At 71.5% G+C, this 14,979-nt stretch carries 10 protein-coding genes; 4 read left to right on the top strand and 6 right to left on the bottom strand.

Annotation, left to right across the window (positions count from 1 at the left end):
- Nucleotides 1-4 precede the first annotated feature (4 nt).
- Genes LPC04_RS02755 through flhB form a run of 4 tightly spaced genes read right to left on the bottom strand, consistent with a single transcriptional unit; the run spans nt 5 to nt 5,839 of the window.
- Complete coding sequence (locus LPC04_RS02755) at nt 5-796, bottom strand: P-loop NTPase family protein (protein WP_275680651.1); 792 nt, start codon at nt 794-796, stop codon at nt 5-7.
- Between the two features lie 53 nt (nt 797-849).
- Nucleotides 850-2,553, bottom strand: coding sequence for a flagellar biosynthesis GTPase FlhF (gene flhF, locus LPC04_RS02760; protein ID WP_275680652.1), 1,704 nt, complete (start codon nt 2,551-2,553; stop codon nt 850-852).
- Nucleotides 2,550-4,646 carry a flagellar biosynthesis protein FlhA gene (gene flhA, locus LPC04_RS02765; protein WP_275680653.1) on the bottom strand — a complete coding sequence of 699 codons (2,097 nt, stop codon included), beginning with the start codon at nt 4,644-4,646 and terminating at the stop codon, nt 2,550-2,552. Before flhA ends, flhF begins: the two co-directional genes overlap by 4 nt.
- Nucleotides 4,647-4,666: 20 nt before the next feature.
- The gene (gene flhB / locus LPC04_RS02770; RefSeq protein WP_275680654.1) at nt 4,667-5,839 is read right to left on the bottom strand and encodes a flagellar biosynthesis protein FlhB; all 1,173 of its coding nucleotides are present in this window, start codon (nt 5,837-5,839) and stop codon (nt 4,667-4,669) included.
- 201 nt (nt 5,840-6,040) lie between these two features.
- On the opposite strand from flhB, the gene bioA reads away from it, so the two are divergent.
- From bioA to bioF, 3 genes are read left to right on the top strand one after another with little or no spacing between them, the layout of a single operon-like run.
- Complete coding sequence (gene bioA / locus LPC04_RS02775) at nt 6,041-7,435, top strand: adenosylmethionine--8-amino-7-oxononanoate transaminase (protein WP_275680655.1); 1,395 nt, start codon at nt 6,041-6,043, stop codon at nt 7,433-7,435.
- Nucleotides 7,432-8,109, top strand: a complete 678-nt coding sequence (gene bioD / locus LPC04_RS02780) for a dethiobiotin synthase (RefSeq protein WP_275680656.1) — start codon at nt 7,432-7,434, stop codon at nt 8,107-8,109. Before bioA ends, bioD begins: the two co-directional genes overlap by 4 nt.
- Entirely contained in the window at nt 8,099-9,313 is a 1,215-nt protein-coding gene (gene bioF / locus LPC04_RS02785; protein ID WP_275680657.1) for an 8-amino-7-oxononanoate synthase, read from the top strand. Before bioD ends, bioF begins: the two co-directional genes overlap by 11 nt.
- 3 nt (nt 9,314-9,316) lie before the next feature.
- Here the strand turns inward: bioF and LPC04_RS02790 are convergent, their stop codons facing one another.
- Both LPC04_RS02790 and LPC04_RS02795 read right to left on the bottom strand, forming a co-directional pair.
- Nucleotides 9,317-11,266 (bottom strand): hypothetical protein, encoded by a 1,950-nt coding sequence (locus LPC04_RS02790; RefSeq protein ID WP_275680658.1) that lies wholly within the window; start codon nt 11,264-11,266, stop codon nt 9,317-9,319.
- Between the two features lie 62 nt (nt 11,267-11,328).
- On the bottom strand, nt 11,329-14,127 hold the full coding sequence (locus LPC04_RS02795; protein ID WP_275680659.1) for a M16 family metallopeptidase: 2,799 nt from the start codon (nt 14,125-14,127) through the stop codon (nt 11,329-11,331).
- A gap of 97 nt (nt 14,128-14,224) precedes the next feature.
- On the opposite strand from LPC04_RS02795, the gene LPC04_RS02800 reads away from it, so the two are divergent.
- Nucleotides 14,225-14,941, top strand: coding sequence for an aldolase (locus tag LPC04_RS02800; RefSeq protein ID WP_275680660.1), 717 nt, complete (start codon nt 14,225-14,227; stop codon nt 14,939-14,941).
- Nucleotides 14,942-14,979 lie beyond the last annotated feature (38 nt).

Genomic DNA, 14,979 nt, shown 5'->3' on the forward strand with positions numbered 1-14,979 from the left:
TTGTTCAAGCGGACAGGGAGGAAGACGAGGCGGCGGGACGCGCGGGCGTCCACGCGGGCGCGTGCGAAGTCGTGATCGGCGCGGGCAGGCGAAGCTGCGCGGCGGCCAGGCGCATCAGGTCGGGGCCGGAGGCCTCGCCGAAGGCGATGTCGGGGTCGATGGCGGCCGAGTCGTGCAGGGCCGCGCCGAGGAAGCGGTCGGCGCAGTCGGACAGCCGCTCGGCGATGCGCTTCGGCGTCGGGCCGCGACCCTTGGTCGTGGGCGTCACGAGGTCGAAGCTCATGAGGCCCAGGCGCTGGACCAGCATCTTGAGCGCGGCGTAGGCGTGCGTGATGCTCTCGCCGGCGCCCGACGCCAGCAGCACCGGACGCAGCTGCTGGTCGCCCAGCATGCGCGCGAGGATACGGGCCTCGGTATGGATCACGACGACGTCGACGTCGTAGACCACGTTCATCATGCGCGGGATGAAGCTCGCGCAGGAGCCGTGCGTGTCGACATGCTGCATCGGCAGGCCGCGCGCGGCCAGGTAGGCGAGTTGCGGCGACAGCGGCTCGACGCAGGCGCCGAGGTCGATGAAGGACAGCTCGCCGGGTTCGGGCGCCGTGTCGGCCGCGTCGACCACCAGCGTGTTGAGCCCCTGCTCGGAGAACACGCTCGCCAGGCGCGCCAGCACGGCGCCGTGGTGCTCGACGTGCGGGTTGGCGACGACCGGCACGATCACGCCCTGGCTCGCGGCGAACATGCGCCGCAGGCCGTCGGCCTGGTCGGTCGGTGGAGGGCTGCGATGACGGGTCATGTAAGGGACTATGTCCGTGCGGGCGTTGAGGCGATCGGGCGAAAAGCGGTCGTTCAGACGCGCAATGCCGCGGCCGATTGCTGGCTCACGCCGGCGTGCGCGAAGACGAGGTGCACGTCCTGCGGATCCATGCGGTAGGCCGCGCTGCCGCCGCCCTTGAGCGCGCGATGCACGAGCGCGTTGGCCGACAGGTGGTGCCAGTCTTCCGGCACGCGCTGGCCGTTGGCCACGCCGATGTTCTTCAGCTTGTGGCGGATCAGCGCATCGAGCGCCGGGGCCAGCTTCACGGCCTCGTCGATCTTCGAGAGGATCACGCCGGTGCAGGCCGAGGCCTTCCAGTTGATGATCACGTCGTCGATGGTCTCGCCCTGCGAGGACGCGTCGACCACCAGCACCTTCTTGATCGAGCGGTGCGCCAGCATCTCCAGCAGCTCGCGGGTGCGGCCGTCGCGCTGGGCCATGCCCGCGGTGTCGATCAGCACCATCTTCTTGCCGGCCAGCAGCTCCAGCAGGTCTTCCAGCGACGCGCGGTCGTGCGCGGTGTGCACCGGCACGCCCAGGATGCGGCCGTAGGCGCGCAGCTGTTCGTGGGCGCCGACGCGGTAGGCGTCCAGCGTGATCAGGCCGAGGTTGGCGGCGCCGTGGCGCGCGGCGAAGCCGGCGGCGATCTTGGCGGTGGTGGTGGTCTTGCCGACGCCGGTCGAGCCGATCAGCGCGTACACGCCGCCCTGGTCTTCCATCGACAGCTCGGACTCGTTGGTCAGCAGGTTGCGTTCCAGCACGCCAGCGGCCCACGCGTTCTCGTCCGGGGCGTCGGCGGGCAGCGCGTCGACCATCTTGCGGATCAGCGCCGGCGAGAAGCCGACGTCCAGCAGCTTCTGCGCGAGCAGCGCCTGGCGCGGCTGGCGCTGCAGCTTCTCCATGAAGGCCAGGGCGCCGAAGCGCTCCTCGATCAGGCCCTTCATCGAGCGCAGCTCGTTGACCATGTCCATGTGGTTGTTGCGCGTGACCACGTCGGCCAGGTGCGTCACCGAGGCCGATGGCGGCTGCACCGGCTCTTCCACGTATTCGTCGTGCAGCTCGGGCACGTTGGCGAACGACTGCGGCGCCGGACGCGCGGCGCGTTGCGGCGGCAGCGTCGGCTCGACGCGCTGCTGCGGCGCGGCGCGGCGCTGCGGCACCGGCGCCGGGGCGGGTGCGTCGAAGTACTCGTCGTTGGCGTCGACCGACTGCAGCTGCTGCTGGCGCTCGGCGGCGCGCGACATCGCGGTGCGCGCGGCGCCGGCCTGGGCCAGCGCGCTGCGGGTCGACTCGACGCGCGGGGCCGGCGTGTCGTCGATCGGCTGGTTGTGCAGCTCGGCGTGGCGGCGCTTGAGCATGCGGTCGCGCACGTAGTCCTGGAACGACAGCGTGCTCATCGCGAGCTGGTCGGCGTCGGCTTCCACTTCGTTCTTCGGCACGCCCATGCGGTTGGCGAGCTCGCGCTGCGCGCCCGCGAGGGCGGCGGCCTGCGCGGCGACGGGGCCGGCGGCGCGTTGCGCGGGCGACATCGGCGCGGCGGCGCGGCGCGGCGAGGCGTCTTCCGGCGTCGCGGTGAGGCGCTCGAGGCCGGCGACGGAATCCGGCGCCATCGCGAGCACTTCGATCCCTTCGGCGCACGGCTTCGTCGAGAGCACCACGGCGTCGACGCCAAAGGCCTGGCGCACGAGCGCGAGGGCCTCGCGCGAAGTGCGGGCAGCAAAGCGTTTGACGTTCATGCGGTACCTCCGATGATCGAGCCGATCCGGATCGAGTGGGTTTCAGGAATTTCGGAATGGGCCAGCACCTTCAGGCGAGGTGCAGAGCGCTTGAGCAGGCGGGCCAGCGGGGCGCGCAGCGCGTCCGGCACCAGCAGGCAGGCCGGGTGGCCCTTGTCTTCCTGGCGGCGGACCATGTCGGAGGCCTGGCGCGTCAGCGTGTCGGCCACGCCCGGATCCAGCACCGCGCCGTGCGGCGACGTGAGGGCCTGCGTGACCATGCGTTCGAGGTCGGGTTCCAGCGCGATGACGTCGAGTTCGCGCACCGGGCCGTAGATCTGCTGGACGATCGCCGGCGCGATGTGCGTGCGGATGCGGCGCGCCAGCTCGGCCGGGTCGGTGACGCTGCCGGCGTGTTCGGCCAGCGATTCCACGATGGACCGGAAATCGCGGATGTGCACGCCCTCTTCCAGCAGCAGCTGGAGGACTTTTTGCAACGGTGCGATGGCGATCATCTTGGGTATGACGTCTTCGATCAGCTTCGGGGCCAGCTTGGTCACGTGTTCGACCAGCATCTGGACTTCGTTGCGGCCCAACAGGCGAGCCGCGTTCACTTGCATCAAGTGTGAAAGATGTGTTGCAACGACAGTCGGGCAATCAACAACCGTATAGCCGGCCATTTGGGCACTTTCGCGCTGGCGTTCCTCGATCCACACCGCGGGCAGGCCGAACGCCGGATCCACGCACTTGGTGCCGGGGATGGCGAGCGCCGTGCCGCCCGGGTTGATCGCCAGGTGCATGCCCGGGAAGGCCTCGCCCTCGCCGATGACGGCGCCGCGCAGCGTCACGCGGTACATGCTGGGCTTGAGCTCCAGGTTGTCGCGGATGTGCACCGACGGCGGCAGGAAGCCGACGTCCTGCGCGAACTTCTTGCGCACGCCCTTGATGCGCGCCAGCAGGTCGCCCGAGCGCGTCTTGTCGACCAGCGCGATGAGGCGGTAGCCCACTTCGAGCCCGAGGATGTCGACCGGCGTGACGTCGTCCCAGCCGGCTTCCGCGTCGGCTGGCTTGGGCGGCGCGGGCACGTCGGCCTTGGCCTTGGCCATGGCGGCGTCCTTCTCGGCCTTCTTCGTCTGGAAGCGCGAGAACCAGCCCGCGGCGCCCGCGATGATCATGAAGACCAGGTGCGGCATGCCCGGGATGATGGACAGCGCGCCGACGATGCCGGCCGTGATGGCCAGCGCCTTCGACGAGCCGAACAGCTGGTTGCGGATCTGCGCGCCGGAGTCCTCTTCCTTGCCGACGCGGGAGACGACCATCGCGGCCGCCACCGAGATCAGCAGGCCGGGGATCTGCGCGACCAGCGCGTCGCCGACCGCCAGCAGGATGTACGAATCGGCCGCCTCGCCGGCCGACAGGCCGTGCTGCACGACGCCGATCACGAAGCCGCCGATGATGTTGATGAACAGGATCAGGATGCCGGCCATGGCGTCGCCGCGCACGAACTTCGACGCACCGTCCATGGAGCCGAAGAATTCCGCCTCGTCGCCGACTTCGGCGCGGCGCTTCTTGGCCATCGCCTCGTCGATCAGGCCGGCGTTCAGGTCGGCGTCGATCGCCATCTGCTTGCCGGGCATCGCGTCCAGGGTGAAGCGCGCGCCGACTTCGGCGATGCGCTCCGCGCCCTTCGTGACCACGATGAAGTTGATGACGACCAGGATCGCGAACACGATCAGGCCGACCGCGAAGTTGCCGCCGATCAGGAAGTGGCCGAACGACTCGATCACGTGGCCCGCGGCGCCCGGGCCGGTGTGGCCTTCCATCAGCACGACGCGGGTGGAGGCGACGTTGAGCGACAGGCGCAGCAGCGTGGTGATCAGCAGCACCGTGGGGAACGCGGCGAAGTCCAGCGGACGCACGAGGTTGGCGGCGACCATCATCACCATCAGCGCCATCGCGATGTTGAAGGTGAAGAACAGGTCCAGCACGAACGACGGCAGCGGCAGCACCATCATGGACAGCACCATGACGATGAAGACGGGCGCCATCAGCGCCTTGCCGAGCGCGGCGTTGCCGCCGGTCAGTTTCGAGATGAGCTTCTGGAGGTCGTTCATGGACGGGCTCTACGGATGTCTTACTCGGCGGTGGCCGACGCGGCGCGCGGCGGGCGGCGACGCTTGGGCTTGGGGCCGCCGGTGAGCGGATCGAGTTCGGGCGGCACGTTCACGTTGGGAGCGCGCAGGTTCAGGTTCGGCGTGGCGCGCAGCTGGTAGACCCAGGCGAGCACCTGCGCCACGGCGGCGAACAGCACGGTGGGCACCTCGCCGTCGATCTCGACGTGCGTGTAGAGCGCACGCGCCAGTGGCGGGGCTTCGAGGACGGGGACGCCGGCGTCGCGCGCGAGGTCGCGGATGCGCATGGCGAGGCGGTCGGTGCCCTTGGCGACGACGCGCGGCGCGCCGGCGGCTTCCTGGTCGTACTTCAGCGCGACGGCGTAGTGGGTCGGGTTCATCACGACGATGTCCGCGGCCGGCACGGCCTTCATCATCCGGCGCTTGGCCATCTCGCGCATCTTCTGCTTCATCTTGGCCTTGACCTCGACGTTGCCCTCGGACTCCTTGTGCTCCTGCTTCTGTTCCTCGCGGCTCATCTTGAGCTTGTCCATGTACGTCTTCTTCTGCCAGAAGACGTCGAACCCGGCCCACGCGGCGAGCACCAGCAGCATCGACAGGAAGCCCGCGGCCAGCGTGCGGCCGACCGTGGCCAGGCCGTCGGGGAGGTCGGCCTGCAGCACGCCGCCGAGCTCGGCGAAGTGCGCCTTGAGATACATCGTGCCGGCGAAGCCGACGGCGATCGCCAGCAGCGAGGCCTTGAGCACCGTCACCAGCTGGTGGAAATTGAACAGGCGGCCGAAGCCGGCGATCGGGTTGAGCTTGCCGAAGTTCGGCGCGACGGCCTTCATCGTCAGGTTCCAGCCGCCGAACGCGATGTTGGCGACGACGCCAGCGACCATGAACAGGCCGCCGACGATCAGCACGACCATGAAGCCGCGCGTGAACAGCCCGACCGCGTGCTCGCCGGCGATCTGCGGGCTGGCGATGACGCTGTGGTCGAAGGTCAGGCCGTCGGCCAGCAGGCGCTGCGAGTAGCTCGCCAGCGACGGCATCGCCGTGAACAGCAGCGCCGCGGCCAGCCCCATCGCGACGAAATGGCCGAGATCGCGCGAGCGCGGGACATTGCCTTCCTGCCGGGCCTTGCGAATCTTCTTCGCTGAGGCGGGGAGGTTGCGGTCTGCGTTGTCGGCCATGGAGGGGTTGGAAGCGGAATGCGGGCAGGGGAATCGTGTGTCGACATGTTGCCGGGCAGGGCCGGAAACTTGAGCCGGAAAAGAGGCCGAAATCCGGTCTGCTCTCGATGCGGTCTGCCCGCTGGAAAGGCCCTGCGCGACGGTGCGTCATCGGTCGAGCAGGAGAAGCGGGGCAAAATCCCGCCTTTTCCCTCGACCCTCATGACCGCCACCCTCACCGGCTCGAACGACGCCTGGCGCGCGCGCAGCCTGCGCGCCGTCTGGCACCCGTGCACGCAGATGAAGGCGCACGGCGCACCGGACGGCCCGCAAGCCGATTCGACGCCGCTGATCGCGATCGCGTCGGCGGAAGGCCCGTGGCTGGTCGACGTCGAGGGCAGGCGCTACCTCGACGGCATCAGCTCGTGGTGGACCAACCTCTTCGGCCACGGCCATCCGGCGATCCGCTCGGCGCTGGTCGACCAGTTGTCCCGGCTCGACCACACGATGCTGGCCGGGCTGACGCATGCGCCCGTGGTCGAGCTGTCGGAGCGGCTGGCCGCCCTCACCGGGCTGGGACACGCGTTCTATGCGAGCGACGGCGCGTCGGCCACCGAGATCGCGCTGAAGATGAGCGCGCATTACTGGCGCAACGCCGGCAAGCCCGGCAAGAACCGCTTCGTCGCGCTGCAGGGCGGCTATCACGGCGAGACCGCGGGGGCGCTGGGCGTGACCGACATCGCGATCTTCCGCGAGGCCTATGCGCCGCTGGTGCGGCTGTCGACCACCGTCGCGTCGCCCGACGCGCGCGGCGCGCGGGGCGGTGAATCCGCCGCCGACGTCGCGCATCGCGCCGCGCGCGATCTCGGGGCGTGGCTCGCCGAGCATCACGAGGAGACCGCCGCCTTCATCGTCGAGCCGCTGGTGCAATGCGCCACCGGCATGGCGATGCACGACCCGGCCTACCTGCGCGAGGCGCGTGCGCTGTGCAGCGCGTTCGGCGTGCACCTGGTCGTCGACGAGATCGCGGTGGGCTTCGGCCGCACCGGCACGATGTTCGCGCACCAGCAGGCGGGCATCCGGCCGGACTTCATCTGCCTGTCCAAGGGCCTGACCGGCGGCACGCTGCCGCTGGCCGCGGTGCTGACGACCGACGCGGTCTACGACGCGTTCTACGACGACGACGCCGCGCGCGGCTTCCTGCACTCGCACTCGTACACCGGCAACCCGCTCGCGTGCCGCGCGGCGCTGGCCACCCTCGACATCTTCGAGCGCGAGAACGTGCTCGCGGTCAACGTCGAACGCGCCGGCATGGTCGATGGATTCCTCGCGCCGCTGCACGCGCACGAGCGCGTTCGCAACGCGCGCCGCCTCGGCATGATCTGGGCCTGGGACATCGTCGGCGCCCCCGCCAACTTCGCCCGCCGCTACGCGCGCCACGCACTCGACAGGGGCCTGCTGCTGCGCCCGATCGGCGCGACGCTCTACGCGATGCCGCCCTACGTGCTCGAGGACGACACCGCGCGCCATCTCGCCGACGGCGCGCTGGCCGCGCTGGAGGCCACGCTGGCCGAGGCCGAGCCCTCGCTGTTCGACGACGAGAAGGCCTTGCCATGAGCATTGGCTGGTTCGTCGTCGGTACCGATACCGGTATCGGCAAGACCCACGCGACCTGCGCGCTGCTGCACGCGCTCGCGCGGCGCCACGCGCGCGTGTGCGGCATGAAGCCGATTGCCGCGGGCGGCGTGCAGACGCCGGACGGCCTCTCCAACGAGGACTCGATCGCGCACCGCGCGGCATCGACGGTGCGCGTGCGGCCCGAGCTGGACAACCCGATCCTGCTGCCCGAGCCGCTGTCGCCGCACCTCGCCGCCGCGCGCGCCGGCACCGCGATCTCGTTCGACACCGTGCTGGACGCGGTCACCGAACTGCGCACGCGCACCGACGCGCTGGTCGTCGAAGGCGCCGGCGGCTTCCTGGTGCCGCTGTCCGAGACGCAGACCGGCGCCGACCTCGCCGCCGCCCTCGGGCTGCCGTTGGTGCTGGTCGTGGGCATGCGGCTGGGCTGCCTCAACCACGCGCTGCTGACGGCCGAGGCGATTCGCGCGCGCGGCCTCGCGCTGGCCGGCTGGATCGCCAACCGCGTCGACCCCGACTTCCTCTGTCCCGAGGAGAACCTGGCCTACCTGCGCACGCACCTCGGCGCGCCGCTGTGGGCCGACCTGCCGTTCTCCGCACGCCCCGATCCGCGCGCCGACGCGGATCGATTCATGCTTCCCGATGTCCTCTGACCCTTCCGACGCCGGCCCTTCGTGGATCGACGAGATCCCCGACCGCCTCGCCGCGCTGGACGCCGCGCACCTGACACGCCGCCGCCGCGAGGTGCGCCCCGCCGAGGGCGCGTCGCTGTGGGTCGACGGCCGCAGGATGCTGGCGTTCTGCAGCAACGATTATCTCGGCCTGTCGCAGCATGAGGCCTTGCGCGACGCCGCGATCCAGGGTGCGCGCGACTTCGGCGTGGGCAGCGGCGCGTCGCCGATGGTCAGCGGCCACAGCGAGGCCAATGCGGCGCTGGAGCGCGAGCTCGCCGAGTTCGTCGGCCTCGAGCGCGCGCTCTACTTCTATGCCGGCTATGCGACCAACGCGAGCATCGTCCCCGCGCTGGTCGGGCCGGGCGACGCGCTCTTCTCCGACGCGTTGAACCACGCCTGCCTGATCGACGGCGCGCGCCTGTCGAAGGCCGACATCCATCGCTTCGAGCATGCCGACCTCGCGCAGCTCGAGTCGCTGCTGCAGGCCAGCCCGGCGCGCCGCAAGCTCGTCATCAGCGACGCCGTCTTCAGCATGGACGGCGACGTCGCCGACATCCCCGCGCTGATCGCGCTGTGCGAGCGCCACGACGCGCTGCTGCTGCTCGACGACGCGCACGGCTTCGGCGTGTGCGGCCCGCAAGGCCGCGGCTCGCTGGCGGCGGTCGCTCGCACGGGCGCCGGCGCGAGCCGCCGCGTGATCTACATGGCCACGCTGGGCAAGGCGGCGGGGGTGTCGGGCGCGTTCGTCGCGGGCCCGGCGACGCTCGTCGAATGGCTGCTGCAGAAGACGCGCAGCTACACGTTTGCGACCGCCGCGCCCGCGCTGCTCGCGCAGAGCGTCCGCGCCGCGCTGCGCGTGATCCGCGACGAGCCCGCACGCCTCGCGCGCCTGCATCGCAACATCGCGGACTTCCGCGCCGGGCTGCCGGCGGCGATCGCAGGCACCGGGTGGACGCTGCTGCCGTCGGCGACGGCCGTCCAGGCACTGGTCATCGGCGCCAACGACGAGGCGCTGCGCATCATGAACGCCCTGGCCGACGCCGGGCTGTGGGTGCCGGCGATCCGGCCGCCGACCGTGCCCGAGGGCACCGCGCGGCTGCGCATCGCGCTGTCGGCGGCGCACGAGCCCGAGGACATCGCCGCGCTGCTGCGCGCGCTCGCGGACGCGGCGCAACGACGCTGACCGCTACTTGCGGTCGTTGTCGTCGGGCTTGCGCTCCGGCGGCCGGTGCGCGTCAGGCTCGGGCTTGGGCTTGGCCTCGTTGGCCTTGGCGGCCTGCTCCTGCTGCGCGCGCTGTTGCTGCGCCTGTTGTTGCGCATGCTGGGCCTGCTCCTGCTGCGCCTTCTGTTGCGCCGCCTGCTGCTGCGCCTGCTGCTGGGCGCGCTGCGCCTGTTCCTGCTGCGCGTGTTGAGCCTGCTCCTGCTGGGCCTTCTGCTGCGCAGCCTGTTGTTGCGCGCGTTGGGCCTGCTCCTGTTGGGCGCGTTGCTGCTGCGCCTGCTGCTGGGCGCGCTGGGCCTGCTCCTGTTGCGCCTTCTGCTGCGCGGCCTGTTCCTGCGCGCGCCGGGCCTGCTCCTGTTGCGACTTCTGCTGCGCAGCCTGCTGCTGGGCGCGCTGGGCCTGCTCCTGCTGCGCCTTCTGTTGCGCGGCCTGCTGCTGCGCGCGCTGGGCCTGCTCCTGCTGCGCCTTCTGCTGCGCGGCCTGCTGCTGCGCGCGCTGCGCCTGCTCCTGCTGCGCCTTCTGCTGTGCCGCCTGCTGCTGCGCGCGCTGGGCCTGCTCCTGCTGCGCCTTCTGCTGCGCGGCCTGTTCCTGCGCATGCTGAGCCTGCTCCTGCTGCGCCTTCTGCTGCGCAGCCTGTTCCTGCGCATGCTGGGCCTGCTCCTGCTGCGCCTTATGCTGCGCGGCCTGCTCCTGCTGGGCCTGCTGCGCCCGTTGCTGCTGGGCCTGCTGCGCTTGTCCAGCCTGCTGCTGCGCGCGCGCATCGTTGCCGCCCGGCGCGCCGGGATGGCCCGCGCCCTCGCCGCGCGCCGGCAGCCCGCGCACCGGTTGCGCGGCCGGCAGCGTCGGCGCCGGATGGCCCGGCTGCCAGGCCGCGACCGCCGTCGTCGACTGCGGCAGCGGCGCGGTGGGACGCGCGCCCGGCGCCTGCGGCGGCGGGCGATGCGGATCGGCCGCGACCGCCTGCTGGAACCCGCGCCCGTTGGCGGTGGCCGTCGGCGGCGCGACGATCGTCACGTTGCGCACGTTGGTGATGTTGGTGACGTTGTTCGTCACGTTGTGGCTGTTCCTCTCGACGTTGCCGTCGACGCGCATGCCCACGTTGACCACCGGCGGCGCCCCGACGACGACGCGCGGCGGCGTGCCGACCGGCGCCGGCACGATGATGCCGGGACGCGAGCCCGGCGGCGGCGGGATGAACACGCCCTGCGGGCCGTCGGCATGGTGGCCCGCGTGCACGCCCACGGCGATCACGGCCGCGACGATGGCGACGCCCACCGCCGGCGCCACGAAGCTGTGATGAGGCGGCGACCAGTAGGCCGGCACGTACACGACCTTGTCGCCGCGATGCTCGTAGTACGGCTGCTGCCAGGTGTAGTCCGGATGCGGCGGTCGCGACCAGCGCCCCGCGCTCCACACCCAGCGCCCCTGCCAGGCCCAGTAGCCGCCCGTCCACACGCCGTCGGGATACGGCGGCGGCGGCACGTCCTCCACCAGCATCGGCGGCGGCGCCCAGTCCACCGCGACCGGCGCGGGCTCTTCTTCCGGCGGATCGACGTACACGCTGACGACCTGCTGCTGGTCGTCGTTGGCGTACTGGGCATCGTCGGCGTACACCGGCGCATTGGTCGACTCGTTGACGTACGCCGGCTGGTTGCCCGCCGGCGGGTACACCGCGATCGGCGCGGGCGAGCGCGGCGAGGTCGCCGCCGTCATCGGCGCCTGCGTCGCCACCGCGACGGGAGCGGGCGCGGGCGGCGCCAGCATCACGTCGGACGCGGCGACATCGGAGGCCGCCGCAACCGGCGCGTTCGCGGTCGGCACCGACTCCTTGGAACACGCGGCCAGCACGCCGAGGGCGACCAGCGCGACGACGTGAAGCCTGAACGGGACGAGAGGTGCGGATGAGCGAGCCGGCATGGCGGGGCCTTCAGTCGAGCAGATGAGTTGGTCTGTCGGCAATCGGCCTGCCCGGCCGTGTCTCAGCGTGTTGCAGGCGTGATGGCCTTGAAGTCGCCGCCCGTCGTCACCATGAAGCGGCGATCGCCCATCAGGCGGTGCCAGGCGTCGTCGACCTGCGCCAGCGTCACGTGCTCGAGCGCGGCGGCGCGCGCGCCCTCCCAGGCCCAGTCGCGATCCAGGCTGGCGAACACGTTCAGCTCGGCCGCCAGCTCGCCGTCCCTGGAACGCGACTGCTGGAGGCCTTCGAGGATGTCGTGCTTGGCACGCGCCAGCTCGGCCTCGGTCGGGCCGTCCTGGCCGAACAGGGCCAGTTCGCCGTCTATCGCGGCGATCACCTTGTCGCGGTTCTGCGGCGCGAACGTCGCCTCGATGGCGATGCCGCCGTCGTTGCCGTGAAAGTCGGCCGCGAGCCGCGCGCCCGCGCCGTAGCTCAGGCCCAGCTCGCGCCGCACGCGCGTGTTGAGGCGGCTCTCGAGGCCGCCGCCGCCGAGGATATGCACCGCGAGCAGCAGCGGCGCGTAGTCGGCGTCGTCGCGGTTGAGCGCCAGGCCGTGCCACATGCGCAGCGAGGCCGAGGTCGTGTCGTCGACCTGCACGTCGAAGCGCACGCCGCCGAGATCGGCGTAGCGCGGCTCGTAGGGCTCGTACCGCGGCGCGCCGGGCTTCTTCCAGCCGCCCAGGCCCTGCTCCACGACGTCCGCGAGGCCGTCAGGCACCGCGCCCACCACCGCCACATAGGCCTGGTTGGCCGACCAGTAGCGATCGTAGAACCCGCGCACGTCGTCCAGCGTCGTGTCGCGGTACTCGGCGAGCGCGTCGTCGACGGAGGGCACGTAGGCCGGCTCGCCAGGCTTCGCGCCGCGCACGGCGTTGACGTGATCGCGCGAGGCCTGGCCCATCATCGTGCCGAGATCCTTGCGGCCGGCCTCGATCGCGGCCAGGTGCGCGCTGCGGACGCGGCCCACGGAGTCGGCGGGGAAGGCCGGATGGCGCAGCACGTCGAACGCGAGCTTCATGACCGCCGCGAGGCTGTCGCGCTCGGCCACGATGTCGACGCGCGCGAACTGGTTGCCCGAATTGATCGTCAGCCCGGCGTGCAGCTTCACCAGCGCGTCCTGCAGCTGCTGGCGGCCCCGGGTGGTGCTGCCCTCGCCCATCAGCTCGGCCACCATCGTGGTGCCGCGCAACGGCACGGTCCCGCGCTGCGACGCCCAGTTCATGACGATCGTGGCCGACACGGCGTCGCCACGCGTCTGCTTGTTCAAGGTCTGCAGCACGATGCCGCTGGGCAACACCACGCGCCGGGTGCGCTCGGCCAGCGCGGGAATCGTCGGCACGAAGGTCTCGCCGTCGGCGACGCTGGGCGGCGCCTTCAGGCCGGCCAGGCGCTGGTCGAGCGGCGGCGCGGCGGGGATCTCGACGCGCTCGACGTTCTGCGTCGGCAGGTAGCGGCCCAGCGTGCGATTGGCCGGGCGGAAGTACGCGGCGCGCACGCGCTCGACATCGGCCAGCGTCACCTTGGGCAGTTCGTCCATCAAAACGAACAGCAGGCGCCAGTCGCCGGCGCCGACGACGTCCGACAGCTGCTGCATCAGCGCCTGCGTGTCCTTCATCTCCTGCCGGTAGCCGACCACCGCCAGCTCGCGCACGCGCTCGATGTCGGCCTCGGTGAAGACGACGGCGGCGCGGCCCTCGACCAGGTCCAGCAGCCGTTGCTGCACCCGGTCGACGTCGCCGGCCGGGGGCAGCACGGCCATCGCCCGCACCCCGCCGGGATCGTGGCCGCCGAGGCCGATCATGCCGGCGCCCAGCGCCTGCTTCGAGGCGACGAGGCCCTGGTACAGATGGCCCGAGGGCTGCAGCGACATCAGCATCTCGTAGACCACGATGGCCGCCGAGTCGGGATGCGCCAGCGCCGGCACGTGGTACCAGGCCTCGATCACCGGCTGGCCGCCGACGCGACGCACGACCACGCTGCGCTCGCCGTCCTGCGCGGGCTCGACGGTGTATGGCGGCGTCATCGCCTCGGGCGGACGCGCGATCGGGCCGAAGTCGCGCGCGACCAGGCGCAGCGCGGCGTCGCGATCGAACTTGCCGGCGATCAGCAGCGTCGCGTTGTCCGGCCGGTACCAGCGGTGATAGAACGCCTGCAGGTTCTCGATCGGCACGTTCTCGATGTCGCTGCGCGGCCCGATCGGCACGTGGCCGTAGGCGTGCCACGTGTAGGCGGCCGACGTCACGCGCTTGGTCAGCACCGAGACCGGATCGTTCTCGCCGCGCTCGAACTCGTTGCGCACGACGCTCATTTCCTTGTCGAGGTCGGCGCGCGCGATGAACGAGTTGCGCATGCGGTCGGCCTCGAGGGCCAGGGTCCATGCGAGGGTGTCGTCGTTGGCGTTGAAGCCGGCGACGTAGCTGGTGCGGTCGACCGTGGTCGTGCCGTTGTAGCGCACGCCGCGCCGGGCGAATTCGTCGGGGATGTCGCGATGCGACGGCGTGCCCTTGAACTGCAGGTGCTCCAGCAGGTGCGCCATGCCGAACTCGCCCTGCCCTTCGAACCGGCTGCCGACGCGGTAGGTGATGTTGACGCTGGTGGTGCTCTGGCCGGCGTCGGGAAACAGCAGGATCTGCAGGCCGTTGGCCAGGCGGTACTCCTGGATGCCGCCCAGCTCGCGCACGAAGGCGGCCGGTGCGGGCGCCGTGGCGGGCGCGGAGGCCGCGCGCGCAGGCTTGCGGGCCGGCGCCGTCTGCGCGAGCACGGGCGCGCCGGCGATGGCGGCAAGCAGGACGGCAAGGGCGGCTTCTCGGAGTCGGATCACTGGCGATTTCCCCGGTCGCGGCAGAAGTGCCGACGCCGCATTGTGCGGGGCGCGCGTTGTAGAGTCGGACCTTCGCTTCCAGCGCCGCAGATCCGCCATGCACGAAGACGACTTCCACGCCCCCGCCGTCGCCGCCCTGCGCGCCGACCTCGCGCTCGCGCTGCGGGCCGCGGCCCACCACGGCCTGGCCGAGGGCATCTGCAACCACTTCAGCGTCGAGCTGCCCGACGGCTCCGACCGCTTCCTGCTGAATCCGCGCGGCCTGCTGTGGAGCGAGATCCACGCCGACGACATCGTGCTGGTCGCCAACGACGGCCGCAAGCTCGCCGGCCGCCACGAGGTCGAGTCGACCGCGATGTTCATCCACGCCGCGGTGCACCGCCTCGGCAAGGCCTGCGTGCTGCATACCCACATGCCGTATGCGACCGCGCTGACGCTGACCGCCGGCCGCGGCCTCGACACCGCGTTGTCGCAGAACGCGATGCGCTTCCACGGCCGCGTCGCGGTCGACGCGCACTACAACGGCCTCGCGCTGGACGACGCCGAGGGCGAGCGCATCGCCCGCGCGATGGGCGGCGCCGACGTGGCCTTCCTCGCCAACCACGGCGTGATCGTCTGCGGCGAGAAGCTGTCCCACGCGTACGACGATCTCTACTTCCTCGAACGCGCCTGCCTGCACCAGGTGCTGGCGCAGTCCACCGGCCAGCCGCTGGCGCCGGTGGCCGAGCCGCTGGCGCGGCACGTGGGCGAGCAGACGCGCGGCGAGCGGCTGCAGTCGGAGCTGTTCTTCGAGGCGCTGCGGCGCACGCTGTGACCTGGCGGTTCCTCGCCCACGCGCCGGCGCGCGCGGGT

Origin of the sequence: Scleromatobacter humisilvae, assembly GCF_023231945.1 — a bacterium.
Lineage (GTDB): Bacteria > Pseudomonadota > Gammaproteobacteria > Burkholderiales > Burkholderiaceae_C > Scleromatobacter > Scleromatobacter humisilvae.

Bases quoted from the DNA above. Each gene is read 5' to 3' on its own strand.
- LPC04_RS02755 (WP_275680651.1), bottom strand. From the start codon at position 796: ATGACCCGTCATCGCAGCCCTCCACCGACCGACCAGGCCGACGGCCTG.
- flhB (WP_275680654.1), bottom strand. From the start codon at position 5,839: ATGGCCGACAACGCAGACCGCAACCTCCCCGCCTCAGCGAAGAAGATT.
- LPC04_RS02800 (WP_275680660.1), top strand. From the start codon at position 14,225: ATGCACGAAGACGACTTCCACGCCCCCGCCGTCGCCGCCCTGCGCGCC.
- bioF (WP_275680657.1), top strand. From the start codon at position 8,099: ATGTCCTCTGACCCTTCCGACGCCGGCCCTTCGTGGATCGACGAGATC.
- bioA (WP_275680655.1), top strand. From the start codon at position 6,041: ATGACCGCCACCCTCACCGGCTCGAACGACGCCTGGCGCGCGCGCAGC.
- LPC04_RS02790 (WP_275680658.1), bottom strand. From the start codon at position 11,266: ATGCCGGCTCGCTCATCCGCACCTCTCGTCCCGTTCAGGCTTCACGTC.
- flhA (WP_275680653.1), bottom strand. From the start codon at position 4,646: ATGAACGACCTCCAGAAGCTCATCTCGAAACTGACCGGCGGCAACGCC.
- bioD (WP_275680656.1), top strand. From the start codon at position 7,432: ATGAGCATTGGCTGGTTCGTCGTCGGTACCGATACCGGTATCGGCAAG.
- flhF (WP_275680652.1), bottom strand. From the start codon at position 2,553: ATGAACGTCAAACGCTTTGCTGCCCGCACTTCGCGCGAGGCCCTCGCG.